The organism is Sphingomonas gellani (assembly GCF_900110035.1).
Classification (GTDB): Bacteria; Pseudomonadota; Alphaproteobacteria; order Sphingomonadales; family Sphingomonadaceae; genus Sphingomonas; species Sphingomonas gellani.
Genome location: NZ_FOCF01000004.1, coordinates 319,303 through 346,284, shown reverse-complemented (window position 1 = coordinate 346,284; position 26,982 = coordinate 319,303). Strand labels below are relative to the sequence as shown.

20 protein-coding genes are annotated in these 26,982 nt (G+C 67.0%); 8 read left to right on the top strand and 12 right to left on the bottom strand.

What is annotated here, in order from left to right; all coding sequences use genetic code 11:
- Positions 1 to 150 precede the first annotated feature (150 nt).
- From BMX37_RS10230 to BMX37_RS10215, 4 genes are all read right to left on the bottom strand, one after another.
- Positions 151 to 387: a hypothetical protein gene (locus tag BMX37_RS10230; protein WP_093665617.1), complete on the bottom strand. Its 237-nt coding sequence runs from the start codon at positions 385 to 387 to the stop codon at positions 151 to 153.
- A 21-nt stretch (positions 388 to 408) separates the two neighbouring features.
- The gene (locus tag BMX37_RS10225; RefSeq protein WP_170841921.1) at positions 409 to 1,212 is read right to left on the bottom strand and encodes a gamma-glutamyl-gamma-aminobutyrate hydrolase family protein; all 804 of its coding nucleotides are present in this window, start codon (positions 1,210 to 1,212) and stop codon (positions 409 to 411) included.
- Positions 1,209 to 2,156, bottom strand: a complete 948-nt coding sequence (gene epsC, locus BMX37_RS10220) for a serine O-acetyltransferase EpsC (RefSeq protein ID WP_093665616.1) — start codon at positions 2,154 to 2,156, stop codon at positions 1,209 to 1,211. The genes BMX37_RS10225 and epsC overlap by 4 nt, the downstream gene beginning before the upstream one ends.
- A gap of 280 nt (positions 2,157 to 2,436) precedes the next feature.
- Complete coding sequence (locus BMX37_RS10215) at positions 2,437 to 3,846, bottom strand: glycoside hydrolase family 125 protein (RefSeq protein WP_093665615.1); 1,410 nt, start codon at positions 3,844 to 3,846, stop codon at positions 2,437 to 2,439.
- A gap of 242 nt (positions 3,847 to 4,088) precedes the next feature.
- On the opposite strand from BMX37_RS10215, the gene BMX37_RS10210 reads away from it, so the two are divergent.
- Entirely contained in the window at positions 4,089 to 5,522 is a 1,434-nt protein-coding gene (locus BMX37_RS10210; protein WP_093665614.1) for a glycoside hydrolase family 125 protein, read from the top strand.
- A gap of 11 nt (positions 5,523 to 5,533) precedes the next feature.
- Here BMX37_RS10210 and BMX37_RS10205 read toward each other — a convergent pair whose 3' ends face one another.
- Positions 5,534 to 6,724, bottom strand: a complete 1,191-nt coding sequence (locus BMX37_RS10205) for an ROK family transcriptional regulator (protein WP_093665613.1) — start codon at positions 6,722 to 6,724, stop codon at positions 5,534 to 5,536.
- A 268-nt stretch (positions 6,725 to 6,992) separates the two neighbouring features.
- Between BMX37_RS10205 and BMX37_RS10200 the strand changes: the two genes are divergently transcribed.
- From BMX37_RS10200 to BMX37_RS10180, 5 genes are read left to right on the top strand one after another with little or no spacing between them, the layout of a single operon-like run.
- Entirely contained in the window at positions 6,993 to 8,330 is a 1,338-nt protein-coding gene (locus BMX37_RS10200) for a sugar porter family MFS transporter (protein ID WP_244501520.1), read from the top strand.
- Positions 8,327 to 9,247 carry an ROK family protein gene (locus BMX37_RS10195; RefSeq protein ID WP_093665612.1) on the top strand — a complete coding sequence of 307 codons (921 nt, stop codon included), beginning with the start codon at positions 8,327 to 8,329 and terminating at the stop codon, positions 9,245 to 9,247. Before BMX37_RS10200 ends, BMX37_RS10195 begins: the two co-directional genes overlap by 4 nt.
- Positions 9,244 to 10,968 carry a class I mannose-6-phosphate isomerase gene (locus tag BMX37_RS10190; protein ID WP_093665611.1) on the top strand — a complete coding sequence of 575 codons (1,725 nt, stop codon included), beginning with the start codon at positions 9,244 to 9,246 and terminating at the stop codon, positions 10,966 to 10,968. Before BMX37_RS10195 ends, BMX37_RS10190 begins: the two co-directional genes overlap by 4 nt.
- 34 nt (positions 10,969 to 11,002) lie before the next feature.
- Positions 11,003 to 13,816: a TonB-dependent receptor gene (locus tag BMX37_RS10185; protein ID WP_093665610.1), complete on the top strand. Its 2,814-nt coding sequence runs from the start codon at positions 11,003 to 11,005 to the stop codon at positions 13,814 to 13,816.
- On the top strand, positions 13,816 to 14,970 hold the full coding sequence (locus BMX37_RS10180) for a glycoside hydrolase family 76 protein (RefSeq protein WP_093665609.1): 1,155 nt from the start codon (positions 13,816 to 13,818) through the stop codon (positions 14,968 to 14,970). Before BMX37_RS10185 ends, BMX37_RS10180 begins: the two co-directional genes overlap by 1 nt.
- Before the next feature lie 417 nt (positions 14,971 to 15,387).
- Here the strand turns inward: BMX37_RS10180 and BMX37_RS10175 are convergent, their stop codons facing one another.
- The 7 genes from BMX37_RS10175 to BMX37_RS10140 all read right to left on the bottom strand — a co-directional run bounded on the left by BMX37_RS10175 (position 15,388) and on the right by BMX37_RS10140 (position 24,898).
- Complete coding sequence (locus BMX37_RS10175; protein ID WP_139198067.1) at positions 15,388 to 15,813, bottom strand: hypothetical protein; 426 nt, start codon at positions 15,811 to 15,813, stop codon at positions 15,388 to 15,390.
- A 153-nt stretch (positions 15,814 to 15,966) separates the two neighbouring features.
- Entirely contained in the window at positions 15,967 to 17,136 is a 1,170-nt protein-coding gene (locus BMX37_RS10170) for a mannitol dehydrogenase family protein (protein WP_093665607.1), read from the bottom strand.
- Positions 17,137 to 17,463: 327 nt separating this feature from the next.
- Positions 17,464 to 18,288: an amidohydrolase family protein gene (locus BMX37_RS10165; protein ID WP_093665606.1), complete on the bottom strand. Its 825-nt coding sequence runs from the start codon at positions 18,286 to 18,288 to the stop codon at positions 17,464 to 17,466.
- On the bottom strand, positions 18,285 to 19,598 hold the full coding sequence (gene fucP / locus BMX37_RS10160) for an L-fucose:H+ symporter permease (protein WP_244501519.1): 1,314 nt from the start codon (positions 19,596 to 19,598) through the stop codon (positions 18,285 to 18,287). Before fucP ends, BMX37_RS10165 begins: the two co-directional genes overlap by 4 nt.
- Before the next feature lie 25 nt (positions 19,599 to 19,623).
- The gene (locus tag BMX37_RS10155; RefSeq protein WP_093665605.1) at positions 19,624 to 20,667 is read right to left on the bottom strand and encodes an aldo/keto reductase; all 1,044 of its coding nucleotides are present in this window, start codon (positions 20,665 to 20,667) and stop codon (positions 19,624 to 19,626) included.
- An 84-nt stretch (positions 20,668 to 20,751) separates the two neighbouring features.
- Positions 20,752 to 23,091: a glycoside hydrolase family 95 protein gene (locus BMX37_RS10150; RefSeq protein WP_093665604.1), complete on the bottom strand. Its 2,340-nt coding sequence runs from the start codon at positions 23,089 to 23,091 to the stop codon at positions 20,752 to 20,754.
- 313 nt (positions 23,092 to 23,404) lie between these two features.
- A complete protein-coding gene (locus BMX37_RS10140) occupies positions 23,405 to 24,898 on the bottom strand; it encodes a UxaA family hydrolase (protein ID WP_244501518.1) in 1,494 nt (497 codons plus the stop codon).
- 123 nt (positions 24,899 to 25,021) lie between these two features.
- Between BMX37_RS10140 and BMX37_RS10135 the strand changes: the two genes are divergently transcribed.
- Positions 25,022 to 26,032, top strand: a complete 1,011-nt coding sequence (locus BMX37_RS10135; protein ID WP_212611427.1) for a zinc-binding alcohol dehydrogenase family protein — start codon at positions 25,022 to 25,024, stop codon at positions 26,030 to 26,032.
- Positions 26,033 to 26,167: 135 nt separating this feature from the next.
- On the top strand, positions 26,168 to 26,974 hold the full coding sequence (locus BMX37_RS10130; RefSeq protein ID WP_093665600.1) for an IclR family transcriptional regulator: 807 nt from the start codon (positions 26,168 to 26,170) through the stop codon (positions 26,972 to 26,974).
- Positions 26,975 to 26,982 lie beyond the last annotated feature (8 nt).

The window sequence follows — 26,982 nt, the reverse complement described above, 5'->3', positions numbered from 1 at the left end:
GGCGCTGCGAACTAATGCAAGGTCGTCTCGCACCGAAGCGGGTCGGCCCACAGATCATCGACCGAAAAAAGGGCCCGGCATCGCTGCCGGGCCCCAGGTTACGCCGGGAGCTTCACCGCGCGTGTTCGAGTGATCGGTCGATCGTCCGGTTCAATTCGCAGTAGCCGCCGCGTTGGCAGCGCCTGCTTTGGCAAAGGCTTCGTTGGTAATAGGCGTGTCGGCGGACGTGTTGAGGTCGCTTGCGGCATCGTTGAAGTCGCTCGTCTCGTCGGTGACCACCGTGTCGTTGGTGGTGACGACATTGGCTGCGTCTTCGTGCTTCGCGCATGCGGCCGTCATCAACGCTGTCCCGAACAGCAAAGCGACACGCGATTTGACCATCTTCATCCCCGCCTCCTTCTTGCTGGATCAATGACCGACGTACCGGCCGCCCGTGAGCGGACGCGGGGTGCGAATGGCGGGCGTCACGGCGCGAGCCCGGCGGGCGCTATCGCCGACATGCGCGAAAAAGGCGCGGCTTGCCGGCGAGTTGCCGACGTCGCATTCCGGATGCCATTGCACCGCCAGCACCTCTGCCCCGCAGGCGGTGCCGCCGAAAGCCTCGACCAGACTGTCATGAGTCGCCACCGCCTCGACCTTCAGGCCGGAGCCCAGCCGATCGACGCCCTGCTGGTGGACGGAGCTGACCGACAACCGCCCGGCGCCCGTGATCCGCTCCAGCACGCCTCCGCCCGTCAGGTCGACATCGTGGCGATGTTCGAACAACCGATCGTACCCGTCCTCCCACGATCCGCCATGATGACCGCGCCCTGCCGCATCATCGGTCAGCGTGCCGCCGAACAGCACGTTCAGTTCCTGCATGCCGCGGCAGATGCCGAAGACCGGCTTGCCCGCCTCGATCATCCGTTCCGCCAGGCGCAGCGCCACCTCGTCGCGCTGCTCGTCGACCTGATCCGGCGGAGCGGTGACATCCGACCGGTAGCGGGAGGGTGCGACGTGCGATCGTGAGCCGGTGAGGAGAAGCCCGTCCAGCAGCGGCACGACCGCAGCCGGATCGGTCACCGCCGTCAGCGCCGGCACCAGCAGCACGGTCGCGCCGGCGATCGTCGCGAGGGGCTCCACGAAACGGCTTGCGACGACCTGCACCGCGCGGCCGGCGACCTCGTTGCAGCACAGCACGCCGATGACCGGGGAAGGAGTGGCGCCGATCATCGGCCCGTCTCCGCCAGCGTCTCGCGCACGATGGTGGCGTGCCTCGCAGACAGGCTGCTCGCCGCCGGTTGCACGACCACCGCGCCGGCCGCGACATCGTCGAGCAGCCAGACGTTGCCGCCGATGGTGGCGCCATTGCCGATCACGACCCGGCCGAGGATCGTTGCGCCGGCGTAGATCACGACATCGTCACCCACCACCGGATGCCGCGCATGGCGTTCACGCGGACCGACACCGGCGACCGCCGGCGGCGTGCGCGCGCCCAGCGTCACGTGCTGGTAGAGCCTGACCCGGTCGCCTACGATCGCGGTCTCGCCGATCACGACGCCGGTGCCGTGGTCGATGAAGAACGCCTCTCCGATCGTCGCACCGGGATGGATGTCGATTCCCGTCGCGGTGTTGGCGATGGCGGAAATCAGTCGCGCGACGATCGGCAGGCCGAGTTCGTTCAGCACATGCGCGAGGCGATGATGCAGCATCGCGATCACGCCGGGATAGGCGACCAGGATCTCGTCAACGCTCTGCGCCGCGGGATCGCCGATGAAGGCTGCATCGATATCGCCGTCGATCAGCCGACGGACCTCGCCCAGCGACGCCAGCAACAGCCGCACCACCGTGGACGCGTGATCCGGCTCGAAACGGACGCCCGGCCGTTCTTCCTCCCAGTAGCGCAGCTCGGCCACGACCTCATGCTCCAGGTCGGACGCGGCGGCGAGCAGCTTTGCGGCGACGAAGCCGTCCTCGTCCTCCACGCGTCCGCGCATGCCACCCAGCCGGCGCGGATAAAGCGCAGCCGCCAGCAGCGCCACAACGCGCTCCACGGCGGCGCGTGAAGGGAATCGCTCGACCTCCCGCCGCCCCGTCTGCGACCGAGCAGCCCGACGCGCGATCCCGAGCGCCTCGACGGCGTCGGCGATCGGCAACGAAGACGCGGTGGATGCCATGCCTCACCTCCAGGCAGGAAGCATACTCCATTAGCAGAGTAGGAATTGAAAGAAATGCTTCGTGCCGCCGCGTCTGTGGCTTGGATCGGCGGCCGAACGTTCGGTTGGGTGCAAGCAGCGGCTGGTCCGATCAATGGTTCGGTCTGGGCCTGCGGACAACACGCCGGATCGCACGAGCAGCGGAACCAACGCTCCACCCGGCGCTACGCTAGAGCACGCTACGCTCCGCTGCCGCCTTACAAAAACAGCAGCGGTGGGCTTGAGGCCTTCTGGGCCGTTCCTAGAGCGCCTCACGCAGAACATGCGGCTTGGTGTCGGCCAGATGCACGATCAGCTCGCCCAGAAGACCATTGGCCCAGGCGAACCAAGGCCTGGTGAACCGAGTGGCGTCGTCCTTGTGAAACGTCTCGTGGACGAAGCCGGTGTCGGCGTCGGTGTCGCGCAACGACTTCAGGCAGGCTCGGATCAGCCGGTCATCGTTGCTCGAGAACGCGCGCACGATGGTCGCCATCGGCCAGATCAGGTCGAAGCCGGCGTGCGGTCCCCCCAGCCCCTTCCCCGCGCGGCCACGCACGAACCAGGGGTTGCGCTCGCTCCACGCCGCCGCCTCCGTGCGCCGCCACACCGGATCATCCGCCGCGACGCATCCGAGAAATGCGAGGCCGGACAACGACAATTCACAGCAATCGTCCATGAAGATCGCGTTGCCGAACCCATCCACCTCGAAGGCCCAGACCTCCCCGCCATCGGCCAATCGCATCCGGCCGTGCGCCGCAAGCGCGGCCTCGATCTCTCCGGCCAGCGCCGCTGCGTCGGCGGCGAGTTCGCTGTCTCCGCGCGCCTGCGAAGCCACGTCAGCGAGTTCGCGAAGCGTCCGTGCCGCGAACATGTTGGCCGGGATCAGGAAGGGCAGGATCGTCGCATCGTCGGAGGGACGAAAGCTGGAATGGATCAATCCCACCTTCCGAGTGGGGTTGCCGACGCCCCACAACAGCGTCTCAGTCGGCTGCACGTCGCGTCGTTGGAAGCGATAGGGTCCTGCATCGCCCCTGCGCTGTTGCTCGCGAAAGGTGCGGATGATGACTCGCGCCGACTGGGCCCATTCGGCGGTGAACGGAGCGCGGTCCTTCGTCGCGCGCCAGTAGCTCGACGCCAGTCGAAGAACGTAACAAAGCGAGTCCACCTCCCACTTCCGCTCCGCCACCCCTGGCTTCATCGTCGTCTGGTCGTGCAAAGAGGATTCGAGGTCGGAGCGCGCGTTCGGGTTCTGCAGAAAGGCGTTGGCGTACGGATCGATCAGGACGCAGCGTGCGTGACGCGCGATCAGGCCGCGGAACAGTCGCGTCAGGTCGGGATCGGATGCGGCCAGGTGAAGATAGGGCCTGAGCTGGGCCGAGGAATCGCGCAGCCACAGGCACGGGATGTCGCCGGTGATCACGAACCCGTCGTCCCGTGTCACCGACAAAACGGTCGTGTCGAGTGTGTTGGGGAAGCAGTTCTCGAACATCCACGCCAGTTTCGGGTCGGCGATGATGGTCTTCACCCGGCTGATCTCACGCTCCGCCGCTGCGCTGTGGAAGCGCCGGTCGGCAGGCTTCGGGCGCTTCGACGCGAACGATGGGGTGGCGGCCCAAGTCGGCTGGACGGCCAGAGCCGCGGAGGCGGCGAGGATTGTGCGGCGGTCGATCATGAATACCGGGCCTGCTGCTGAGCACTGTGCCTGTGGTGCATGCCATCCTCTCCTCATCTGGTTCGGGCCCGCCGGCCCGGCAGGCTCGCGCGCGGTCGCTGCCGGCCTGCGTCGCGTCGACGCTAGCACATGCCGCCGTCAATCCTCTACTTACTTTGTTTTTGATTGCGGCGATGGGATACGCGTGCCACACCGACCATGTCACGGACGCAGCGAAGCCGTGACGTGCCAGGGAGAAGGATATGCAACCGACGCGTCGCGCAGTCATCGGGGGCGTCGCCGCGCTGACGGTTGCGGGCACCAGCGTGGAGCAGGCATCTGCCGCCACCTTCGTCAGCAAGCGGCCACCTGTGACCAAACGCAGGTTCGTCAGTGCCGCCGTCGAACGCGAATTGTTGCGCCTGAAGGCCCGGATCGCCGACCCCGAACTCGCCTGGATGTTCGAGAACTGCTACCCGAATACGCTCGATACTACAGTGTTCACCGGAGAGATCGACGGCAAACCCGACACCTTCGTCATCACCGGCGACATCGATGCCATGTGGCTTCGAGACAGCGCGGTTCAGGTGGAACCTTACCTGCATCTTGCCGGGACCGACCGGGGATTGCGGGTCATGCTGCACGGGTTGATCCAGCGCCAGGCCCGCTGCATCCTGATCGACCCCTACGCCAACGCGTTCGTCCGCGATCCGCAAGCGAAGTCGAACCTGGATTCCGCCACCCTGGACGCCACGGAGATGAAACCTGGCGTGGCCCAGCGCAAATGGGAGATCGATTCCCTGTGCTATCCGATGCGCCTGGCGCACGATTACTGGAAGATCACCGGCGACCGAACCCCCTTCGACGACGTGTGGAGCCGATCGGCCGCGTTGATCGTCGACACGTTCCGCGTACAGCAACGCAAGGACCATCCCGGACCGTACACATACCAACGGCTGACGAAGATCCCCACGGACAGCCTGATGCTGGATGGCTATGGGCCGCCATCGAACAAGGTCGGCCTTATCCACTCGGCGTTCCGACCCTCCGACGACGCCTGCGTCTATCCGTTCCTGGTGCCCGCCAACCTGTTCGCCGTGTCCAGCCTGCGCCAGGTCGCCCGCGTCCACCGCGAGGCGCGCGGCGACACCGCAGCCGCGGCGGCGGCAGAGGCGCTGGCGAGCGAGGTGGAGGCTGCGCTGCGCGCGCACGCGATCGTTCCCGATGGCCGCGGCGGCCAGGTCTGGGCGTATGAAGTGGATGGCTTCGGCAACTGGTTGTTCGCCGACGATGCCGGCAATCCCAGCCTGTACGGGTTGCCGTTGATCGAAGCGGCCGGAGTGGAAGATCCGCTCTATCAGCGGACCGCTGCCCTGGCGTGGAGCCCGCGCAACCCGTTCTTCGTGCAGGGTCGCGCCGCAAGCGGCATAGGCAGTCCGCACATGGGCCTGGACCAGGTATGGCCAATGGCAATCATCGCCCGTGCGATGGTGACGCGGGATGAGGATGTCGTTCGCGCGTGCCTGCGGACGCTGAAGGCGACCCATGCGGGAACGGGCTTCATGCACGAATCCTTCAACAAGGACGACCCGGCGATCTTCACGCGGTCGTGGTTCGCCTGGGTCAACGGCATGTTTGGCCAGATGATCGCCGCTGTCGCCGACCGCTATCCGAGACTGCTCACCGAACGCTTCTGACCCGCGCCGGCTCAGCCGCCCGCCGACAGGAAGACGAGGTCGTTGAAAGGCAGGATCGCCGCCCCGATCGCAGGCGCATCGGCGGCGAGTTGCGCCGTTATGACGGGGGCCGAAGGTACGATCGACTCGTCCACGGTCTGCGTGCGGCGAGCGACCGCCTCGGCCAGTTCCGCGATCAGCGGCACCGGCAGCCGGCCCCCGATGACGATGGCGCCCGGATCGATCAGGCAGTTGATCGTGGATACCGGCTCGGCCAGCGCATCCGCCGCACGCTCTATCCACTGCCGGATCACCAACATCGCGGCAGGCTCCGCGTTCGCCAGATCGGCAGGCGGGATGGGCGCGAAGCCATGCGACGCCAGGTCCGCTTTCAGCGCGGATAGCGACACGATGGACTGGAGCGAGCGACCCGCCGCATCCGCGAGGAAGCCGATGCGCCCCGCCCTGCCCGTCACGCCGTGATGATAGTTACCGGCGACCACGATGCCGCCGCCCAATCCCGCCGACAGCAGGATGTAGAAGAAGCTGCGATGGGCGACCCCGCTGCCGAACCTGGCTTCGCCGATCGCGGCGGCGGCGGCATCATTCTCCACCACGACCGGCCAGGGTCCGACCTGCCTCACGAGAGAGGTCAGATCGATCGTGTCCCATTCGGCGTATTCGGGGGTGAGCCCGGGCAGGTCGACGTGACCGAGCCCGCCGGGCAGTGCGACGCCCATCCCGATGATCCGGTCGCGCGCGACCGAACCGCTTGCCAGCAGCGATGCAACGGCATCGCCCATGAACGTCAGCACGGCCTTCGGTGAGGCGAAGTCGATCTCCTGCGTGTAGCGGGCGCGGACGGCGCCGGTGAGATCGAGCGCGACAAGGCTGACATGGTCGCGGTCGATGTTGACGCCGTAGCTGAAGCAGCCATCGGGGTTCACGGCAAAGCGGATCGCGGGCATGCCGCGAACCCCGGTGCGACGTCCCTTTTCAAAGATGAAGCCGCGATCCGCCAGCCGTTGCGTGATGTTCGCGATGGCGGCGGAGGAAAGTCCGGTCTGTTCGGCCAATTGCAGGCGGGTGCACTCCCCGGCGCGCAATATCGCCTCCAGCACCAGACGCTGATTCCGCTCCCCCGCTCGGGCCGGGTTCGTGCCGTGCAATGCGCGCGATCCCGATCCGCCCTCTCCTGCCGACGCGTGTTTATGCAGAGACAAGAGACTTACTCCGGAGGGAAAGGAGGCGCTGTTCGACAGTGCAGGTAACCCCCTCCCCGGCTTCACACAACGGCAACGCGACAGCCCCCCCGCTTAAACTTCTACTTACTTGTTTTTTGGATTGACCTAATCTGTCCTTGGGTCGATTGTGCCCTCCTTCCGCTGCGTCATGGCGCACCGGGCCGCGCGGCGTTGGTCACGCTGGAATGAAGCAAAACAAGCAAATGGCGGGCCGTCGGGACCACCGCCATGAGAACGGGAGAGGCGCGTGGTAAGCAGTGGAGCAGTACGCCCGCGCCTGTTGTTCACGGCATTTGCCGTATCGCTCTCGGGTCTGCTGTTCGGCTTCGACACCGCCGTGATCGCGGGCGTGACGGAGGCTCTGCGTCAGCAGTTCGGGCTGTCCGCCGCCGCGCTGGGCGTCACGGTGTCGTCCGCGCTTCTTGGCACAATGGTCGGCGCCGCCCTGGCCGGTGTCTATGGCGACCGCCGCGGCGCACGCGCCGGATTGCGGTTGGCGGCGGCGCTTTACCTGTTCTCCGGGTTCGGGTGCGCGTTCGCCTGGAGCTGGAGTTCGCTGATCCTCTTTCGGATCATGGCCGGCGTCGCCATCGGCGCGTCGTCGGTTCTCGCGCCGGTATATCTCGCTGAAATAGCGCCTGCAGAGCGTCGCGGCGCGGTCGTGGGAAGCTTTCAGATCAGCATCGTTGTCGGCATTTTGGTCGCCTATGTCAGCAATGCTGCGGTTGGGGCGACGGTCGGCGCCGGGGACGCCTGGCGATGGAAACTGGGGCTGACCGCGCTTCCTGCAATCCTCTTCCAGGTCCTGCTCGTCTTCGTTCCCGACAGTCCGCGTTCGTTGATGCTGCGCGGCCGACGCGAGGAGGCGGCACAGGCAGCGATGCTGCTGCACGGCCACCAATTGGTTGACGATCCTCATCCAGCTCCGGCCGCAACCGTGTCACTGTCCGCCCTGTGGACCGAAGCGCGCCGTCCTGCGATGCTCGCGATCGTCATCGGCGCGCTGAACCAGCTCACCGGCATCAACGCGATCCTCTATTATCTTAACGACATCTTCGCGGCGGCGGGCTTCAGGCAAGTGTCCGCCGACCTGCAGGCGGTTGCCGTGGGTCTTGCGAACCTCGTCTTCACTGCGGTCGGCATGCTGCTCATCGACCGGCTGGGCCGACGGCCGCTGTTGCTGGCGGGGGGCGCCGCGATGTCGGTGCTGTTGCTGGCCGCGACCGCGATCATGCTGGGCCTGTTACCCCGCTATCTGATGGTCGGCGTGCTCGTCGGCTTCATCGCGGCCTTCGCCACGTCGCAGGGTGCGGTGATCTGGGTCTATCTGAGCGAGATCTTCCCCGCGCGGTTCCGCGCCGCTGGACAGGCGCTGGGCGCGGGGACCATCTGGCTGTTCGACGCGCTGGTCGCCGCGCTCTTCCCGATCGCCGCCGCGGCATCGCCGGCTGCGCCCTTCCTGTTCTTTGCGTTGTGCATGGCGACGCAGTGCGTGCTGGTGTTCCGCTGGTTTCCCGAGACCAAGGGTGCATCGCTGGAGCAGATCGAGCGCGAGATGCATCCGGGTGCGAGGCTGGCGCGATGAAGGGCTATCTCGCGGTGGACATCGGCGGCTCGCACATCGCCTGCGCGCGCGTTCGCGGCTCCGCTGTCGAAGACCGCCGGGAACTGAAGGTCGGGTCGACCGGCTCGATCGCCGCGATGCTGCCGATGCTTGAAGCCGCCTTGGACGAAATGCGGCTGGGCGGCGCCGTGACGGGCGTCGCCCTCGCCTTTCCCGGGCTGATCGATCCGGCTTCGGGGCGCGTCGTGTCGACCCCGGCCGGTAAATATGAGGACGCGGTCGATCTCGATTTCGACGCCTGGGCACGCGACAGTCTCGATCTGCCGATCCTGCTCGAGGTCGATGGTCGCATGGCGCTTCTGGGCGAGCATCGCTTCGGCGCGCTGAGGAACGAGGACGACGCCGTCCTGCTGAGCCTCGGTACCGGCATCGGATCGGCGGCGTTGATGGGCGGCGCGGTGGTTCGGGGCAGAAGCGGCCACGCCTCCGTCCTGGGCGGCCACCTGACAATCGCGATGGATGGCCCGACCTGCCTGTGCGGCAATATCGGGTGCGCCGAGGCGCTTGCATCCAGCTGGGCCGTGCCGCGCCTGATAGAGGCCCTGCCCCGACCCAGCGCGCTTCACGACGTGGCCGCGCCGAACCTGAAGGCCGTATTCGATCTCGCGCGGACTGGCGACGATGGTGCGATCGTCGTTCGGGACATGTGCCTGACAGCGTGGGCGACGGCCGCGCTCAACCTGGTCCACGCCTATGACGCCACGCGCGTGCTGGTCACCGGTGGCGTCGCGGCGGCGGACGAGGTCGTGCCGTTCATCCAGGACCATGTGCGCCGCCATGCCTGGTGCCCGGGGGAGCCTCCGCGTGTGCTGCGCGGCACGCTTGGCGCCGACGCCGCGCTGCTCGGTGCCACCCCGCTTTGGGAGAGTGTGTCATGACCCGCTATGACAAGCGGCCGGTCGTTCGCGTGGACGAACGGTCGGACCTGTGTATTGGGGGATGGGACGCGATCCTGCCCCGCCTGGCCGGCGCCGGGGACCTGTGTGTCGAATGCTATCCGGGCGCGCCGGTCGCCGCCATTGTCGACGCGATGCGAGGCGCGTGGCCCGAGGCCGAGATCGTGGACACCATGTCGTTGTTCCGGGAGCCGGAACAACTCGATGCGGACCTGCGCACGCTGCTGGGGGACGACCCGGTGTTCGCGCGCTTTCCCTCGATCGATATCCACGCGTTTCTCGACACCGCAGCGGTCGCGGCGTGGAGGGCATCGCGCGTGCCGGGCCGTCGCACCGTAGTCGTCGGGCCCGGTGCGGCGGTTGTCATGCCTGTGCGCGACATGCTGGTCCATGTCTCTATGGCCAGATGGGAACTGCAACAGCGCCAGCGCGGCGGAGCGATCGCGAACCTGGGGAGCCTCGACTATTCGGTCCGGCCCGCCGAGAAGTACCGACGCGCGTTCTTCATCGACTGGCGGATTGGTGACGAGATCAAATACGCGCTGCTGCCGGACGCGCACTTCGTCATAGAGATGAACGGGCCGGAACCGCGCATGATCGCGGGGGAGACGTACGTCCACGCGCTCGACATCGCGGCGAGCTGTCCGTTCCGCACCGTCCCCTTCTTCGACGCGGGTCCCTGGGGCGGTCAGTGGATGCGTGAGAGGTTCGACCTGCCTGACGGGCCGCCAAATTATGCCTGGTGCTTCGACTGCGTGCCTGAGGAGAACAGCCTGCTGCTGGGGTTCGGCGACCGGCAGTTCGAGATCCCGGCGCTCGATCTGGTCAGGCTGCGTCCCATGCCGCTGCTGGGGCGCGACATCGTGGATCGGTTCGGGGCGGAGTTCCCGATCCGCTTCGACATGCTCGACACGATGGGCGGCGGCAACCTGTCGCTTCAGGTGCATCCGCGTGCCGACTACGCGCGCAACGCGTTCGGCCTGACATATACGCAGGACGAAAGCTACTATCTGCTCGATGCCGGCGATGATGCGAGCGTCTATCTGGGGCTGACCGACACGGCCGATCCGGACATGGTGTCCCAGGCCCTCACCACGGCCCAGGCGGGCGGTCCGCCGCCCGACGTCGACGCCTTCGTCAACCGACTGCCGGCCAGACGCCACGATCACTTCCTGATCCCCGCTGGGACAGTCCATTGTTCCGGACGAAACGCCATGGTGCTGGAGATCAGCGCGACGCCGTACATCTTCACCTTCAAGCTGTGGGACTGGGGTCGGCTGGGCCTGGACGGTCGCCCGCGTCCGATCCATCTGGAACACGGTCTCGCCAACATTGACTGGACACGTCGCGAGGACTTCACGCGCGGCGAGTTGGTCAATCAGGTGCGCACGATCGATGCGGGGAGCGATTGGCGGCGCGAGCGGACCGGGTTGCATCCGCTGGAGTTCATCGAGACCGAACGAAGCTGGTTCGCCACGACGATCGAGCTCGACACCCATGGCACGCTCAACGTCCTCAACCTCGTGGCCGGCAATGCTGCCATCGTGGAGAGCCCGTCGGGAGCGTTCCCGGACTACGAGGTCCATTACGCCGAGACATTCGTGATCCCGGCGGTGGTGGGACGGTACCGGCTGCGCTCGCTCGGTCCGCCAGGCGAACAATGCGCCGTCATGCGCGCCTGGGTGCGCCCGCTTCAGAACTAAAACACCAACGACAAGAATACATGGGAGAGTGACGATGACGACATTGCAGGAGCTTGCCCGAGTCTCCGGCCTCGCGATCGCGGTTGCCTCATTATGGCCGGCGGCCGCCTCTGCGCAGGCCAACCCAGCGGCCGAGCCTCAGGACAGCACGCCAGCACAGGCCGCCGCACAGGCCGGGCCGCCCGCCGCTGCGGATGGTGCCGTCGCCGCGGCGCCCGACGCCTCGCCCGCCAACGGGGACATCGTCGTCACCGGTCTGCGCCGCAGTCTCCAGACGGCTCAGGCGCTCAAGCGCAATTCGGACCAGATCGTCGACGCGGTGGTGGCCGAGGATATCGGCAAGCTGCCCGACAACAACGCCTCGGAGGCACTGGCACGCATCACCGGCGTGCAGGTGAACCGCAGCAGCGACGAGGCCGGCGGCGTGCAGGTGCGCGGGCTACCCAACCTCACCACGACGTTCAACAGCCGCGAGATGTTCACCGCGGAACTGCGCAACGTCGCCTTGCAGGATTTCCCCGCCGGCGCGCTGGCCGGGCTGGAAGTATACAAAACCACCAGTGCCGATCAGATCGAGGGTGGCATCGCCGGCCTCATCAACGTGCGTTCGCGGCGCCCGTTCGACTTTGACGGGTTCCAGATCGCGGGCGCGGTTCGCGGCACCTATGGCGATCAGGCGAAGACATACGATCCCAATTTCAACGTGCTGGTGACGGATCGTTGGGACACCGCGATCGGCGAACTCGGCGCATTGGTGAACGTGTCCTACACCCAGCTCCATTACCTGACCTCGTCCCGCTACATCAACGGCAACATCGTCAGCCCGGGACAGAACCAGCCGGTCGACGGCGACCGCAACTTCGTGCTGCCGGAATCCGCCGGCGTCTATTACGATCGCGGAAAGCGCTGGCGGCCGTCGGTGAACGGAACGCTTCAATGGCGCCCGGCCGACAACCTGGAATTCTACATCGACGGCCTGTTCCAGGGCGCGCGCACCGATGTCGCCAACGACTTTGCGGGATTGAACCTGGTCAGTGACAATCCGCGGCTGAGCAACATCGTCCGCAACGCCGCCGAGCCCGGCACGCTGGAAAGCGTGACCGTCACGCCCGATTTCGCCAATGGCCGCGGCATCGACTTTTCGCGAAGCACGCGCGCCGGGCGCACCAACGCGTTCCAGGGCGCGATCGGGGGCTCTTGGAAGGGAGAGCGCGCGACGATTTCCACCGACTTCGCCTATACCGACTCCAAGGCCGAATATACCGACTACAATCTCGACTTCGCGCCGGGTAGCGCCCAGTCGGCGGACGTCGTGTTCGACATCGGGGGCAAGGATGGCGGCGCGGCATTCGGCCTGCCGGGCTTCAACGCGAACGATCCCAACAACTACATCCTGCGCGGCATCTACGACCGACGCTCGCTGGCCACGGGCAAGGGTATCCAGTGGCGGATCGACCTGAAGCTTCAGACCGAGTTGCCGGTCATCAACCAGATCGACGTCGGCTTTCGCCTGACCGACCGCGACGCGCGGCTGCAGAGCGGCGGGCGCTACGCCACGTTGCGGCCACTCAACCTGCGGCTGACCGACATACCCGGTGGCGACTCGGGTGAGCCGATCGACGCCGGATTCCGCGGCGGCCAGGCACCACCGCTCAGCCAATGGTATGCGCCCACGCGCGATGGGATCGTCGGCAATATCGAGGCGCTTCGCGATCTGGCACGCCGGGGCCTGGCGCAGATCGGCACCCCGGCGGCTCAGGCTGAACTGGCGCTATGGGCGTCTGACATCCCCGCCTATGTCCGCAACGAACGGCTCGACGCTCTGGAGCGCTCCTACGCCTTTTACGGGCAGTTCCACTATGGCTTCGACGTGGGCAGCACGCCGGTGGACGGCGTGATCGGCGTGCGACTGGTCAATACCGCGGCCAAGCTGACCGGAAATGCGCTGGTCGGGGGCGACGTGGTCACCAGCACATCGCGCCAGAACTATGTCGACGTGCTCCCCAGCGCGTCGTTCCGTGCCAAGTTCACCGACCAGTTGCAGCTGCGCCTGTCGGCCACCGAGACGCGCACCCGGCCGGAGTATAATCAGCTCAATCCCGCGATCACGATCGGCAACCCCAACGGCACGCCGCCGATCACCGGCAACAGCGGCAACATCAACCTGCAACCCATCCTGTCGAAGAACTACGATGCGTCGCTGGAATGGTACTTCTCGAAGACCGGCTCCCTGACCGGCGCGATCTTCCGCCGCGATGTGCAGGGCTTCATCACCAACCTCAACGTGCCGACCGATGTCCCGCCCTATGGCCAGATCGTCGTCAACCGGCCGGAGAATGGCGGCAAGGGACGGTTGCAGGGCGCAGAGGTCGCCTTCCAGACCTTCTTCGACTTCCTGCCGGGCTGGCTGAGCGGTTTCGGCACGCAGCTCAACGCCACCTATATCGATGCCTCGCAGGCGTTGCCGCTGTCGCTGGGTGCGACCGGACAGGACAGCGATATCCCCGGCGTGTCGAAGTGGAGCTACAACGCGGTCGGCATCTATGAAAAGGGGCCGGTATCGGCACGGCTGGCGTATAACTGGCGGTCGCGGGTCACCAATTTCTTCGCCACCGACAATGCCGGGCAGTTGATCGGTGCCGAGTTCAACCGCCCGATCGAGCGATTGGATTTCTCGCTGTCCGTCGCCGCGATCGAGGCGGTGACGCTGACCTTCGACGTCAGCAACATCACCGGCTCCCCCTATCGCGCCCTGCGCGCTGTGCCGGGGCTGGCGAACGCCAGCTATCCCCGCGACGTCCGTTACGAGAGCCGCGTGTTCGCCCTTGGCGCGCGGTTCCGCTTCTGATGCAGGCGCCCCTCCCCACGCGCCGCACCGTTCTGGGCGGTGCGCTGGCGCTCGCGGCGACGCCCGCGGGTGCTGCGTTAGCGCCCTCGCCCATGGCACGCGCACTGGCGTGGCACGGGGCGCTGGAGAAGGCGTTCGCGGTCAACGACGGCACCGGCCTGTACCGGGAATATCATCCGACACGGCCCGGCGACGAGCGCTATTCGACCGAATGGCCCTTCTCCCAGGCACACATCGCGCTGCTCGACCTGGCGATGATGCCGGACGCGGCGGGACGTCGTTTCTCGCCCGCGCTCGCCAAGGTGCGCGCGGCGCAGCAGCGGTACTGGTCGAAGACCTCGACCACCGGTGTCGCGGGTCATCTTGCCAAGGTGGTGCCGCCGCTCGGGCACGGAGACGACCTGTATTACGACGACAATGAATGGGTCGGGCTGGCGGAGGTGCAGCACCACCTGTTCCGAGGCGACGCTCCATCGCTGGCCAATGCCCGTGCGATCTTCGCGCTGATCCGCTCGGGCTGGTCCGAGGAGAAGGGACTGAAGTCGCCCGGCGGTGTGGTATGGACGCAGAAACGCGACAATGGCGACCGCAACACCGTGTCGAACATGCCCGCGGCGGAGCTGGGCCTGCGCCTTTACCTGCTGACGCGGGAACGCGGTTACCTGGATGATGCGCTGCGCTTTTACCGATGGACCAACGCGACGTTGCAGCGTCCGGATGGGCTCTACGCCGATCACATCAAGCGGGACGGCACGATCGAGGGCCGGGTGTGGACGTACAACCAGGGGGTCCCGGTCGGCGTCAACGTGCTGCTATGGCGCGCGACCCGCGACGCGCGCTACCTTGCCGAGGCGCGCCGCATCGCCGCAGCGAGCCATCGCTGGTTCGGTGCCGACGGACGGCTCGACGATCAACCCCCGCCGTTCAACGCCATATACTTCAAGAACCTGCTGCTGCTCGCCAACGCGACGCATGATCGCCGCGATGTCGAAGCGATGCGCGGCTATGCCGATCGCATGTGGCAGCGCCGACGCAACGATGTGGGGCTGGTGCAGTTTCCCGACCGTCGCGCCGAACTGATCGACACCGCCGCTTTGGTGCAGATCGAGGCGGTTCTGGCGTGGCGGGAAGACGACTGGAAGATGCTCTACTGAAGTTTGCCCGATGCCCGTCGAGGTGTGAGATGGCTCGCGAAGAGCCGCACAAGAGGGCGCGTTGATCGGCGACCGCTGGCCGTTCGGCCGTACGCAACCAAACGGAGCATTACAGCCTGTTTGGCACGGATTGCCCGTCCGGCCAGCGCCGTTGCGCTCGCATTCCACAAGACGCGCACGACAAAGCCCAGCCGCCATACGGGCTACAGTTGCGCTTCCGCGCCATCCCGTACGCTGCCCACCTCGCCCCGTTGGGACGGCCAGCCCATCATCGAAATCGCCGATAAGGTCATGATTGTTGGGAGATATCGTGAGTCACCTCACCCCGCGCACGGGTGAGTTGGAGGAGGGTTTCTGCTACCCTTCCCACCCTACTGCTAGCCTCGCCACTCTCTGAAAGCTTGCGCCCGCCACGGCCTATTTACCGCCAGTCGCGCCTGCCACCAGCTTGTCGAACTCGGCCTTGGTCAGGTCGATCATCAATCCTTTGGACCCCTTGCCGAACGCCTCTGCGGGCACGGCAACCGCGCCACCGTCGGCGGCGACGACGACGCTTGCGCCGCTGACCGCCTGGATCGATCCCACCTGCTTTCCGCGGCGATCGAAGACGGACGCGCCGGTGACCAGATCGGCCGCCGCAGCGACGCCGCCGTTGGACGCCTTGCCGGGCGCGCGGCTGGTGTTCTGGTTCTGCCTGGCGCGATCGACCTGATCCGCGATCCCGCCATCCCGGTCGCCGTCATGAGCCGACAGGCCCGATCCCAACCCCGCGCCGGTCGGCATCCCGCCGGGCGTGCCGACCGGGATCTGCGCCGAAACGCCTGAGCTAAATGCAAACATCACGCCCATTGCTGCACACGCGACGACCTTCACATGCCCCTCCCTTTTTCGTTGCGACCAGTATCAGCCCAAGCGGCCGTGCACCGCAACCTCTACTGCCAAGTGCCCACTGCTTCGACTTCGATGCTGGCTGTCACGAAGGCACGTGCGAGCCGCTTACCGGATTTGCATGCCGTCCGGTTCCACGCCGGCCGCACCCCGCGTTCGTGCCGCGAAGGAGGAAAGTTCGGGCATTGCCGGAGGCTCGTCGGCGCCCGCAACCCATTCCAGAAAGGCGCCGACCCGCTTCGCCCCCTTCGCCGCGTGGTTGTCCGCGATGTCGGACAAGCGGTGGTCAAGGAACGGGTTGTCGAACCGCGGCATGGTCTGTGCGACATAGGCCGACGCCGCCTCCCCCAACCTATGCGCGGCGAAACCCGGCACCACCTCCTGCCCGTAAAGCCGTTCGAGCGCAGCACGCGTCGCCGGATCGGCCACCATCTGGCGCACCGTCGCACCCGCCGACCTTCCCGCATCGATCCAGCGCTGCGCCAGCCAACTGTGGCCGAGGTTGAGGATATGCAGCTTCAGCCGCTCGTATCTGTCGAGATCGTTCGTCATGACCACAGCGGCATGCGTGAACGGCATGACCAATCCCGGCTGATCCTCCACGGCCCACAGCGCATAGGGCTCCGTCACCGCACCGACGGGCTCGATCGGTTCGGAGACGATGCGATCGACCAGCGTGTTGACCCAATGGCACGCGCCTTCGAGCCAGCGTAGGAATGCGTCCTCCCCGCCGACAGCACGCGCCAGATCGACGACGGTACGCCTCAGCACATCGCCGTTCCGCAGCACCAACTCGCAGGGGAACAGCGTGACTGGCGCTCCCCCGGCCCGCCAGCGCGCGTGCAGCAGCGCGAGCAGCATGGCGGGAAAGCTGCGCGGCGGATTGCCGCCATCCAGCACGGTCGGCGCCCTGTCCGCCGGGTCGACCTGATAGCCGCTGTCGCCGGTGTTGCAGGCAACGTAGCAGGCACGCTCGACGAACAACGTTTCCAGGTCCGCCCAGTCCCGTGCGGCGGACAGGCCGCGTGCGATGCTTGTCACCGTGACGGTACGGTCGATGCGCGCACCCCCCTCCCCCAACCCGCGGATCAACACCGGATACCCTTCCGGCCTGCCGAAGGCGCCGATCCGCCCCGCACGTGCCGGGTCGCCGGTGGTCTGGACGACGATGATAGGCGGGACATCCTGCCCCTCCGCCATCGCTTCGGAGGCGAAGAGGTCGACATGCGCCTGCAGGAAGCGGCTGGTGCCGAACTGGACGATGCAGGGCCTTGTCATTTATCTATCCGTGCGAGGCGATGGAACGCTCCGGCGGGTTCGCCGCAGACCGTCATCCGACTAGACGCCATGATGGCTTGGCCTCGCTTGCGCCGCGAAGCCGCCGGCGATCAGCATGGCGACCCATAGTGGGGCCGCTGCCATCGCCTGCCGCGCGCCAGCAGCCGTTCCGCAGCGGCGTGGGGTGGCATGAGCCTTGTCTCAGGGCCGCCGAGAAGACGACCGGAGACTCAGCCCGGCTGCCCTGCCTACCTCGCGTTCCATTGTCTCGCGCCGTGAGAAGCACCCGCGCAATGGTTGGACGACTTCCGCGTGGCGGAATGACCATCACGCCCCGTGCAGCCCGTAGAATTCGGCGGCCGCGCCCGAAAACAGCCGCTCGCGCGCCGGTCCCACCAGGCCGGTCATCGCGTCGCCCCCCTCCGCCCAGTCCCGGTACGTGTCGCCAGCCATCAGCAGGACCGGCCAGTCGCTTCCCCACATCAACCGATCGCCGAAGCTGCGCACGAGATGATCGACATAGGGCTGCAAATCGCTGGACGGCTGCCCCGCGCCCTGTTCGGTGCGGAGCCCCGACAGCTTGCACCACAGGCCACGCTTCGCCAGCGCCGCGATGTCCTCCCGCCAGGGGTCCAGCATTCCATCCCTGGCAAAGGGCTTTGCCGCATGGTCGATCACGATCGGCAGGTCGGGCCAGCGCGCCGCGAAGGTCGCCAGCATCGGCAGGTGACGGGGCTGCACCAGGGCATCCAGGCGGAGGCCATGCGCGATCATCGCGCGGATCGCCGGGGCGAGGTCGTCCGCCAGCAGCCAGTCGGTCGCCGGGATCGACTGAAGCATCGGGCGCAGCGAACGCAGCTTGGGATGACCTGCCAGCGCTGCGATCCTTGCGGGTGCGTGCGCCGATTGCAGATCGACCCAACCGACCACGCCCGCGACCATCGGCGTCCGATCGGCAAGGGCGAGCATCCAGTCGGTGTCCGCGTCGGTCGGCTGCGATTGCACCAGGATCGTCGCGCGGAGCGGCAGACCCTCCGCCTCCGTCGACAGGTCCTTCGGACCAAAGTCGCGGTAAATGGCTCTCTCGGCCTTTGTAGGCCATTCATGCCCCGGCGTAGCCAGTGACCAGAAGTGTTGATGCGCGTCGATCATCGCGCAACATCCTCACGCAAGGCGGCACGCCGCACGCGATGCGCGTAGACGGCAATGACGACGAAGCAGGCGAGCGGCAGCACCAGCGCGCCCGGCATCCCCGCCCCGCCCCCCGCCAACAGCCCCATCAGCGGCGGAAACACCGCGCCGCCGATGATTGCCATGATGATGGACGACGACCCGAGCGGCCGCGCCTCACCCAGATCCTCGACACCCAGCGCGAAGATCGTCGGGAACATGATCGACATGAAGAAGCTGGTCAGCATCAGCGCGACGACCGCCGCCCATTCCATCCCGCTCGCCGCAATCGCGCACAGCACCACGTTGGCCACCGCGTAAACGCCGAGCAGGGTTGCGGGCCGCACACGGCTCATCAATCCGGTGCCGATGAAGCGCCCGGCCGTGAAGAGCAGCAGGCTGGCGGACAGCATATAAGCGGCGTTGCGCTCGCTGACCTCGGGCCGCACGTCCTTCACGAAATCGATGAAGAAACTCCAGATGCCGACCTGCGCGCCGACATAGAAGAATTGCGCCACGATCGCACCGCGCAGCGCACGATGGCGCAACAGCCGGGCAACCTGCGGCCCCAGCGGCGCGGGGTTCGCGACGCGCAGGTCGGGCAGGCGCGCCAGCGTCACCGCGCCCGCGATCGCCAGCGCGACGACCGCCAGCAGGACATAGGGCAGTTGCACGGTGGATGCTTCGGCGGCCCGGTATGCGGCAAGCTCCGCCGGTGTCATGCTCGCAAGGGCGGTCGCCGAATGCTCGACGCCTGAAAAGATCAGCAGGCCGCCGACGATCGGGGCGATAAAGGCCCCCAGCCCGTTGAATGCCTGCGCCAGGTTCAGCCGCTGCACCGCGGTCGACGCGCTGCCGAACGCGCCGATATAGGCGTTGGCCGTGGTCTCCAGGCAGGCCGCGCCCGACGCAATGACGAACAGCGCGAACAGGAACATCGGATAGCTGAGCGCGAGAGAGGCCGGATAGAACAACAGCGCGCCGGTCGCGTACAGCCCCAGCCCGACCAGAACTCCGGCGCGATAGCCGAGACGCCGGGTCAACAGCCCCGCCGGCAGGGCGACGACGAAATAGCCGATGTAGAAGACGAATTGGATAAACCCGGCCTCCGCGCGCGTCAGGCCGAGCGATTTCTGGAATTGCCGGATCAGGATGTCGTTGAAGTTGTTCGCGATCGCCCACAGGAAGAACAGGGCGACGATCAACGCGAAGCCCCAGCGGAACCCCTTCAGGACGAACGTGCCCGACGATGGCCCGGGCTGAGCCGTTAAGGGACCGGGATTAATGGGCAAGCTGGTCCTCCTGATCGTCCGATCGTCAGCCGCACGCCATCGGCAATGGGGCCGCGAGCGGATCGCGCATGTGCAATTCCTGCCACAACGCGGGCGGGATCGTCATGCTCCGTAACGCCGCTGTGCGATGCACCTGATCGGCGGAGCGTAGCCCGACCAGCGTCTGTGTCACTGCCGGATGCAAGGCGGCGAAGGCGAGCGCCACTGCGGGCAGCGGAACGTCGTGTCGGCGGCACACCTGCTCGATCGCGGCAACCCGTGCGCGCACGGTCGCGGAGGCTGGCGCATAGTCATGGTGCGCGTGCGCGTCGGCCGAGCCGGTCGCGAGAATGCCGGAGCTGAACACGCCGGCCGCGACGATGCCGATCCCGGCCGCGTGGCAGCGATCAAACAAGGCATGGGCGCTTTGATCCAGCAGGGTCATCCGGCCGGCGATCAGGAACAGGTCGACATCGACATGGCGCATGCTTTCGGCGCAAACCTCGACCTCGTTGACGCCCAGTCCTATCGCATCGACCACGCCGGTGTCGCGAAGCTCCGCCAGGGCGCGGAACCCGCCCGAGACTGCCTGATCGAAGTAGCGCGCATGATCGGCTCCATGCGTCGCGCGGCCGAGATCGTGCAGCAGCAGGATGTCGATGCGAGCCAGGCCGAGCCGTCCCAGGCTTTGCTCGACGGATCGCATGACGCCGTCATAGCTGTAGTCGAACACCGGCCTGAACGGCAGTGCCGACCGAAAACCGTCGGTCGTGCCCGCGTGCTCCGTCGGCACCAGCAGACGCCCGGCCTTTGTCGACAACAGGTACTCGTCACGCGGCCGATGTCGCAGCGACAGGCCCAGTCGCCGTTCGCTCAGGCCATATCCGTAAAAGGGTGCCGTATCGAAACAGCGCACGCCCAGCGACCAGGCCGCATCGACGGCCTCGACCGCCGCCATGTCGCTCACCTCGTCGTACAGATTGCCGAGCGAGGATGCGCCGAAACCGAAGGGGCCGCTTTGCTTTAGTCGGTTCAGGAGCTTGGCGCGTCGCGTGTTGACGTCCCAGGCTGACGATGGCGTCGGCGGCATGGTCAACGGCCTGTATCCGGGCGCGCTGGCATGGCTGTGCCGGCCGTCATGCTGCGGCGGCCACCGAGGAGGCCCGCGCCCAGGTCACGCGAACGCACGACCGCTCAGGGTCAGCGGCCGGCTCGGGGTCAGCGAAACCGTCACGCTCTTACCGCCCGCGGATACGGTCCGCTGGCCGGCGATCCGCGGCCGAAGCGTGACCCGCGCCACCCTGCCGGAACGCCAGCTGAGGTCGACGCCGCACGCGCCCCGCGCGCACAGGCCGGTGATGCTGCCGCTGGGCCAGCTTCGCGGCAGGGCGGGCAACAGGTCGATTACGTCGCCCCTGCTCTGCATCAGCATCTCCACGATCCCCGCAGTGCCACCGAAATTGCCGTCGATCTGGAAGGGCGGGTGCGCGTCGAACATGTTGGGATATGTCCGCTCCGACCCCAGCAGGAAGCGCAGGATGTCATGCGCGTGATCCCCCTGCCGCAGCCGCGCCCACAGGTTGATCCGCCACGCCGTCGCCCAACCGGTCGCGCGATCGCCGCGCAGTTCCAGGCTGCGCCGTGCGGCCGCCGCCAGCGCCGGCGTCCCGTCCGGGCTGATCTGGTGCGACGGATAGAGGCCGTAGAGGTGGGAAACGTGGCGGTGATTCTGTTCCGGCGCGTCGGCGTCCCAATCCTGCTGCCATTCCTGCAACTGACCCTGTCGGCCGATCTTGTACGGGGCCAGCCGTGCGCTTGCCGCGCGCATCTCCACGATCATGGCCGGGTCGCTGCCCATCAGCGCCGCGGCCTCGCTGGTCTGGGCGAACAGGTCGCGCAGGATCGCCATGTCCATGGTGGGTCCGGCGCATAGCGAACCACCATGGCCGTGCTGGTTTTCCGGGCTGAGGGACGGGTTGGTGACCAGATAGCCGGTGCGCGGATCGACCTGCAGCGTGTCCAGGAAAAAGCGCGCCGACCCGGCCAGCAGCGGATACACGGAGCGCAGGAAATCCAGGTCGCGCGTGTAGTCATAATGCTCCCACAAATGGGTGCACAGCCACGCGCCACCCGTCGGCCACATGCCCCATGGCGCGCCGTCGATCGGGGCGGTCGCGCGCCAGATATCGGTGTTGTGATGCGCGACCCATCCGCGCGCGCCGTACATCTCACGCGCCGTCCGCTCTCCCGTGATCGCCAGTTCGCGGACAAGGCGGACCAGCGGCTCGGCGCATTCGGCAAGATTGGTGCTGTGCGCCGGCCAGTAATTCATCTCCGTGTTGATGTTGATCGTGTACTTCGACTCCCATGGTGGCCGCAGGCTGTCGTTCCACAGCCCCTGTAACGTCGCGGCCTGCCCCCCCGGCTGAGAACAGGCGATCAGCAGATAGCGGCCATAGTTGAAGTACAGCGCCGCCAGTGCCGGATCGTCCGCGCTCTGCGACGCCCTGATCCGCTCGTCGGTCGGCGCATGGGCAGCGGCCGAGCTGCCCAGATCGATAGAGACGCGACGGAACAGGCGATCATGCGCGGCGCTGGCGTCGGCGGCGATGCGCGCGAAGGGCCGCGACCGGGCGTGCGCGATCGCTGCGGCGGTCAGCACCAGCGGATCGCCCGACACATCGTCGAACCGGCGAAAGCTGGTCGCCATCGACAGCAGCAGCGTGACCGCGTCCGCGCCGCGGATCGACAGCCTGCCCTCGGGCGTGACTGTGACCTGCCCGCCCTCGTTCACAGCCAGCAGGCGTGCCGCAAAGGTCAACGCACCCGGCACACTCTCCGCCGCGCCGTTCCGTCCGCTCAACAACAGCCCCGACACGCCATCGGCCCGGCTGGTCGCTCCCACTTGCGGAGAGGTGAGCATGATGTCGACGGCCAGCTTGCCGCGACCGGACGCGCTCAGCCGGATGGCGATCACCTTGTCGCCCGGCGATGCGATCACCTGTCGGACATGCTCGCGGCCATCTGCAACGAAGCGCGTGGTGGCCATCGCGGTCGCAAGGTCCAGTTCACGGCGGTAGTCCGACACTTCGCCCAGGCCCGGGAAATCCAGCACCAGGTCGCCGAGCGCCTGGTACGGCATCTGCTTTGCCGGGGTGCCGATCAACGCCGCGTTGACCAGTTTCTCCGCTTCTTCGATCCTGTCGGCGAAGACCAGTTGGCGTACCCGAGGAAACGCCGCCTTGGCGGCCGGGTTGACCGGATCGTAGGGGCCGCCCGCCCACAGCGTTCCCTCATTCAGTTGCAGCCGCTCATGCCCGGTGCCGCCGAACACCATCGCGCCGAGCACGCCGTTGCCGATGGGCAGGGCCTCGGTCCACACGGTTGCGGGCTGCCGGTACCATAATCGCGGCGTGTCCGCCGTCGATCGCGCGGACGCCTTGCCGGTCCCGACTGCAGCCACAGCCGTAGAGGCGGCAGCGATCGCCATCGTCTCGCGTCGGGTGAACGCCATTACTTCCCCCCGCCAACGGTCGCGTCAGGCTGTATCGTGACCGGCACGCTCATCATGCGGATAACGGACGGATGCTTCGGCACCGGTCCGAAAAGCGGGCGGAGGTCGATACCGGTGTCGCAAGCGGCTGGGGCGGAGGTCATGATTCCGCGAGCCAGGCGACCGGCGACGGATAAAGAAGCGGTGGCGATCGTCCGCGGCATCCCTGTCTCCTGCGCCCATTCTTATCTGGTAACGATACCAGCTAAAGTCACCCATACAAGCACGAAGGGACGCATGAGATCGCGCCGAGACGCAGCGGGGTGGCCATCGGCTACATCCAGGCGCCGAGCTGCCATGGCACGAACTCGTGATCGCCCACACCCAGCCCCTCGGACTTGGTCGGCCTGCCCGATGCGACCGCGAGCAGGCTGCCGACGATCTCCCGACCGATCGTCTCGATCGGGATCCCTGTCAGGATCGGAGAGGCATCGACATCCATGTCGTCCGCCATCCGCCGCGCCAGTTCGGCATTGGACGCGATCTTCAGGCACGGTGTCGGCTTCGCACCGAACACCGACCCGCGACCGGTGGTGAACGCCAGCAGGTTCGCGCCCGCTGCGACCTGACCGGTCGCGGAGCAGGGATCGTAGCCGGGCGAGTCCATGAACACCAACCCGCGCGCGGCGGAGCGCTGGGCGTATAAGGTCACATCGTTCAGCGGCGACGTTCCCGCCTTTGCGACCGCACCCAGCGACTTTTCGTAGATGGTCGTCAGGCCGCCCGCCTTGTTGCCGGGCGACGGGTTGTTGTCGAGGCTCGCCCCGTTGCGGGCGGCATAGGCTTCCCACCAGTCCAACCGCGCGCGCAGCGCCGCCGCGACGGCTGGTGTCGTGGCGCGCTCCAGAAGCAGGTGTTCGGCACCGGAGATTTCGGGTGTTTCGGACAGCAGAACCGTCGCACCCTCTGCCACCAGCAGGTCCGCCGCCACGCCGAGCGCCGGGTTGGCGGTGACGCCGGACCAGCCGTCCGATCCGCCGCATTGCAGCCCCAGCACCAGTTCCGATGCGGACACCGCCTCACGACGATCCGTCGCCGCGACGGCAATCAGGTCCTGGAAGATGTCGATCCCCGCCGTGATCGCGGCGGCGGTTCCGCCAGCTTCCTGTATGGTCAACAGGCGCAGCCGCTCGCCCGGAACCAGCCCGTGCCGTTCCACCATCTCCCCCGCCTGCGCGACCTCGCAGCCCAGGCCGATCATCAGGACGGCGGCGAAGTTAGGGTTCGCGGCATAGCCGGTCAGCGTGCGTTCCAGCACGTCGATCCCCTCGCCGGTCTTGGACATGCCGCACCCGCTGGAATGGGTGATGGGCACGACCCCGTCGATGCCGGGGAGGTCGCGGTCCTCGAAGTGGCGAGCGATGCGGCGCACCACCGTGGCCGAACAGTTCACGCTGGCGATGACGCCGATATAGTTGCGCGTGCCGACCCGACCGTCGGCGCGACGATAGCCCTGAAAGGTCATTCCGCCGGGCTGGTGACGGGCCGGGCGTGATCCGCCTGCCGCGCTAGGGCTGGCGCTCCCCTGCCCCACCGACAGGTTGTGGCTGTGAACGTGATCGCCCGCCCTGATCGGTTGCGTGGCGACACCGATCGACTGGCCGTATTTCCTCACGGTCGCGCCATGATTGATGTCGTGAAGCGCAACCTTGTGACCGGCGTCGATCGCGTCCCGCACGTTCACCGAAAGGACGACGCTGCCAACCGGCGCATGCTCCAGCAGCACGGCGACGTCGTCATCGGGATGCAGGCGCAGCGCGGGTATCAACAAGGGTCTCCTGACAGGCGCTTTCCGGAGCGTCAGACCCTATCACGGTGCCGCACTTTCAGATAGACGTGTCCGCTATCAAATATGCTATTGAATATCGCTACCCGATCGTTGGAGTGTCCGGTGAAGGCTGTTGTCTGTGAAACGCCTTTCGACCTCCAGCTGGTGGAGCGCGCCGTGCCGGTGCGGGGCGCGGGGGATGTGCTGGTACGCATCCGTCGCGTCGGCCTGTGCGGCACGGATTACCACATCTATGGCGGCAACCAGCCGTTTCTCAGCTACCCGCGCGTCATGGGCCATGAACTCGCGGGCGAGATTCTGGAGGCTCCGGCGGGATCGACGCTGCGGCCGGGACAGATCGTGACGATCAACCCCTATCTCGCATGCGGCACCTGTCACGCCTGCGGGCGGGGCAAGCCCAATTGCTGCTCCCGCATCGCGGTGCTGGGCGTCCACACCGATGGCGGCCTGTGCGAACAGGTCGCGGTGCCGGAAAGCGCGATTGTCGATGCCGCCGGTCTGTCGCTGGATCAGGCGGCGATGGTGGAGTTCCTCGCCATCGGCGCCCATGCGGTCGCGCGGGCGCGGCTGCAGCCGGACGATCGCGTGCTGATCGTGGGAGCAGGACCGATCGGCGTCGCGACGGGGCTGTTCGCCCGGCTGGACGGCGCGGCCGTGACGCTGATCGACACACGCCGCACCCGCCTGGACCGGGCGCGGGATCATCTGGGCTTCGCGGACGTGATGCTGGTGGGTCCGGACACCCCCGACCTCCTCGTCGAGAAGACGGGGGGTGCCCTGTTCGACTGCGTTTTCGATGCGACGGGCAACATCCACGCGATGCGTGCGGGGCTGGGCTATGTCGCCCATGGCGGCAGCTATGTGCTGGTCAGCGTGGTGAAGGACGACCTCGTCTTTCCCGATCCCGAATTCCACAAGCGGGAGACGACGCTGATCGCGAGCCGCAATGCCCTGCCGCCCGACTTCGACCGCGTCATCGCCGCGATCCGCGATGGCGCGATCCCGACCGACGCGCTGCACACCCATGTCGTCACGGCGGACGAGCTGCCGACGCGCATGCCGCAGCTCATCGCGGACGCGGACCACGTCATGAAGGCCATCGTGCAAATCTGACCCGCCGCCTCGCGCTCGCAGAGCGTATCCGCGTCGTTCTCGCGCCCCCCTCGCAAAACCGCTCCATTCACGGCAGGATCGTTGCGCGTGGCCGGCCCGATCGGCGACGCGGCAAGGTGAAGGACTGCTCCCCCGATGGCGACAGGTGGCAAGGAACGGAAGCGGCAATATGCGGCGCCCGCGCTCGACAAGGCGTTCATGATCATCGAACTGCTTGCCGACGAGCCCAAGGGTTTGCTGGCGAGCGAGATGGCGGTGGCGCTGGGTCGATCGCTGGGCGAGCTGTTCCGCATCATCGTGGTGATGGAGGATGCCGGCTATCTGCAGAAGTCGCCGGTCGATGACCGGTATACCGTCACCTACAAGTTCCTGGACGTGGCATACCGCGCCACCCCTGCCCATGGCCTGGTCCAGGCGGCGCAGCCCGAGATGCAGCGGCTGGCGCTGGCGACCGGCCAGTCCTGCCATCTGGTCGTGCCGAAGAATGGCGAGGGACTGGTGATCGCGCGCGAAGAGAACCCCGGGATCCGCGGCTTCGCGCTGCGCGTGGGCGCCTCGATCGAGTTGCTGCGAAGCTGTTCGGGCGGCGTGATCCTGGCCTTTTCAACACTTTCCGTCGCGGAACGGATGCTGGATCGCGCGGAGATGATCGCGGCGGCGCCCATCGGCCGACCCGCCTTGCTCAAGCGGCTGGAGGACATCCGTCGCGACGGCTTCTACTCACGCGTCAGCCCGATCACGCGCGGGGTGACCGATATCGGCGGCCCGGTGATGGGGTTCGACGGTGAGTTCATGGCGGCCCTGACCATCCCCTATCTGGAGCTGATCGACGGGTCGCAACTCGTATCGGTCGAGGAAGCGCGCGTGCTGCTCCTGGAGACCACCAGGCGCATTTCGGAACAGCTCGGCTATTCGGCCGATGGTCCCTCGACCGGCAGGTGAAAGACCGA

Coding starts and splice junctions, on each gene's coding strand:
- BMX37_RS10230 (WP_093665617.1), bottom strand. CDS start 387: ATGAAGATGGTCAAATCGCGTGTCGCTTTGCTGTTCGGGACAGCGTTG.
- BMX37_RS10225 (WP_170841921.1), bottom strand. CDS start 1,212: ATGATCGGCGCCACTCCTTCCCCGGTCATCGGCGTGCTGTGCTGCAAC.
- epsC (WP_093665616.1), bottom strand. CDS start 2,156: ATGGCATCCACCGCGTCTTCGTTGCCGATCGCCGACGCCGTCGAGGCG.
- BMX37_RS10215 (WP_093665615.1), bottom strand. CDS start 3,846: ATGATCGACCGCCGCACAATCCTCGCCGCCTCCGCGGCTCTGGCCGTC.
- BMX37_RS10210 (WP_093665614.1), top strand. CDS start 4,089: ATGCAACCGACGCGTCGCGCAGTCATCGGGGGCGTCGCCGCGCTGACG.
- BMX37_RS10195 (WP_093665612.1), top strand. CDS start 8,327: ATGAAGGGCTATCTCGCGGTGGACATCGGCGGCTCGCACATCGCCTGC.
- BMX37_RS10190 (WP_093665611.1), top strand. CDS start 9,244: ATGACCCGCTATGACAAGCGGCCGGTCGTTCGCGTGGACGAACGGTCG.
- BMX37_RS10185 (WP_093665610.1), top strand. CDS start 11,003: ATGACGACATTGCAGGAGCTTGCCCGAGTCTCCGGCCTCGCGATCGCG.
- BMX37_RS10180 (WP_093665609.1), top strand. CDS start 13,816: ATGCAGGCGCCCCTCCCCACGCGCCGCACCGTTCTGGGCGGTGCGCTG.
- BMX37_RS10170 (WP_093665607.1), bottom strand. CDS start 17,136: ATGACAAGGCCCTGCATCGTCCAGTTCGGCACCAGCCGCTTCCTGCAG.
- BMX37_RS10165 (WP_093665606.1), bottom strand. CDS start 18,288: ATGATCGACGCGCATCAACACTTCTGGTCACTGGCTACGCCGGGGCAT.
- BMX37_RS10155 (WP_093665605.1), bottom strand. CDS start 20,667: ATGCCGCCGACGCCATCGTCAGCCTGGGACGTCAACACGCGACGCGCC.
- BMX37_RS10150 (WP_093665604.1), bottom strand. CDS start 23,091: ATGGCGTTCACCCGACGCGAGACGATGGCGATCGCTGCCGCCTCTACG.
- BMX37_RS10130 (WP_093665600.1), top strand. CDS start 26,168: ATGGCGACAGGTGGCAAGGAACGGAAGCGGCAATATGCGGCGCCCGCG.